The organism is Streptomyces sp. MZ04 (genome assembly GCF_004684775.1).
GTDB lineage: Bacteria > Actinomycetota > Actinomycetes > Streptomycetales > Streptomycetaceae > Streptomyces.
Genome location: NZ_SRIC01000552.1, coordinates 1 through 1,665, shown reverse-complemented (window position 1 = coordinate 1,665; position 1,665 = coordinate 1). Strand labels below are relative to the sequence as shown.

Here is a 1,665-nt window from a genome sequence, read left to right as displayed (position 1 = left end):
CGCGGGGGCGGCGGACCCGTCTTCAGGGGCGGGCGCAGAGGCGGGGGCCGGCGCCCCTGGGATCAGCCGCAGGATGCGGTCGATCCACTCCGTGCCCTCCGTGCGGTAGTTCCGCAGCCACCAGAACCAGCCCACGGCCAGGGCGATGGCCAGGGCCTGCTCCTCGTCGTGGGACTCGACGGCGCGCTGCAGGGCCGCGCGGATGTTGTCCAGCTCCGTCTCCAGGCGCTGGATCCACGGGAGTTGGTCCGCCGAGCGGAGCAGGGGGTCGGCCTCTTCGGCCAGGGCGCGGACGTACGCGGTGTGGCGGCTGCCCGCGGCGGCACGGAGGTCCGGCGTCTCGGCGGCCCGCTCGGACGCGTACTCGTGGATCGTCTCCAGCATGCGGTAGCGCATGTCGCCGTCGGCGGTGGGTTCGGCGACGATCAGGGACTTGTCCACCAGGGCGCCGATGAGGTCGGCCGCGGACCCGGTGCAGACGGCCTCCGCGGCCGCGAGGTCCCAGCCGCCGGCGAAGAGGGAGACCTCGCGCAGGACGGTCCGCTCCGGTTCGTCGAGGAGGTCCCAGGACCAGTCGACGACCGCGCGCAGGGTCTGCTGGCGGGGCAGGACCGTGCGGCTTCCGCTGGTGAGGAGGCGGAAGCGGTCGTCCAGGCGGTCGGCGATCTGCCGCGGGGTGAGCATCCGCAGGCGCGCGGCGGCCAGTTCGATGGCCAGGGGCAGGCCGTCCAGGCGGCGGCAGATCTCGGCGACGGCGGCCTTCTCCTGCGCGGCGTCGAAGCCGGGGCGCACCGTCAGGGCGCGCTCGGTGAAGAGGCGGTGCGCCGGGTCGGGCGGGAGCGGCTCGACGGGGCGGACCAACTCGCCCGGTACACCCAGGGGTTCGCGGCTGGTGGCGACGATGGTGAGCCCCGGGCAGCGGGTGAGGAGCGTCTCCGCGAGGTCGGCCGCGGCGCCGATGACATGTTCGCAGTTGTCAAGGATCAGGAGCAGGCCGCGCGAGGCGCAGTACTCGACGAGCAGAGCGACCGGGTCGTTCTGCGTCGCCACCAACTCGCTGGTCATCAGCACGGTCTCGCGCAGACCGAGCGCGCTGACGACAGCGCCTGGAACCGCCTCCGGATGGTCGAGCGGGGCGAGCTCGGCCAGCCATGCCTGCGGATGCCCGGCGGCGGCTTCCTCGACGAGGCGGGTCTTGCCGGAGCCGCCGGGTCCGGTGAGGGTGACCAGGCGTGCTCTCTGCATGTCCGAACGGATGGCGGCGAGTTCCGGTTCCCGTCCGACGAAAGAGGTCAGGCGGGGGCGGAGGTTCCCCTTCCGCGGCGGCTTCGCGATCGGCGCGGTCGGCGTGGCCGACGCGCCCCCGTCCAGCAACTCCGCGTGCAGGGCGCGGAGTTCCGGGCCGGGGTCGGCGCCGAGTCCGTCGGCGAGGGTGCGGCGGGCGTTCTCGTACGCGGCCAGGGCGTCGGCGCCGCGGCCCGCGTCGCGCAGGGCGCGGATGAGCAGGGCGTGCAGCGGTTCGTCGTACGGCCGGACGGTGGTGAGCTCCTTCAACTCCGGTACGACGTCGGAGGCGTGCCCCAGCAGTAGGTCCGCCTCGACCCGCGCGCGCGTGGCCTCGGCGAGCAGCGCTTCGGGGCGGGTGGCCGCGCTGCGGTCGGGGAG

1 protein-coding gene is annotated in these 1,665 nt (G+C 74.5%); it reads right to left on the bottom strand.

The window, feature by feature from the left end:
- Nucleotides 1-1,665 (bottom strand): BTAD domain-containing putative transcriptional regulator (locus E2651_RS43040; protein ID WP_280922838.1); only part of this gene is annotated, 1,665 nt, incomplete at both ends.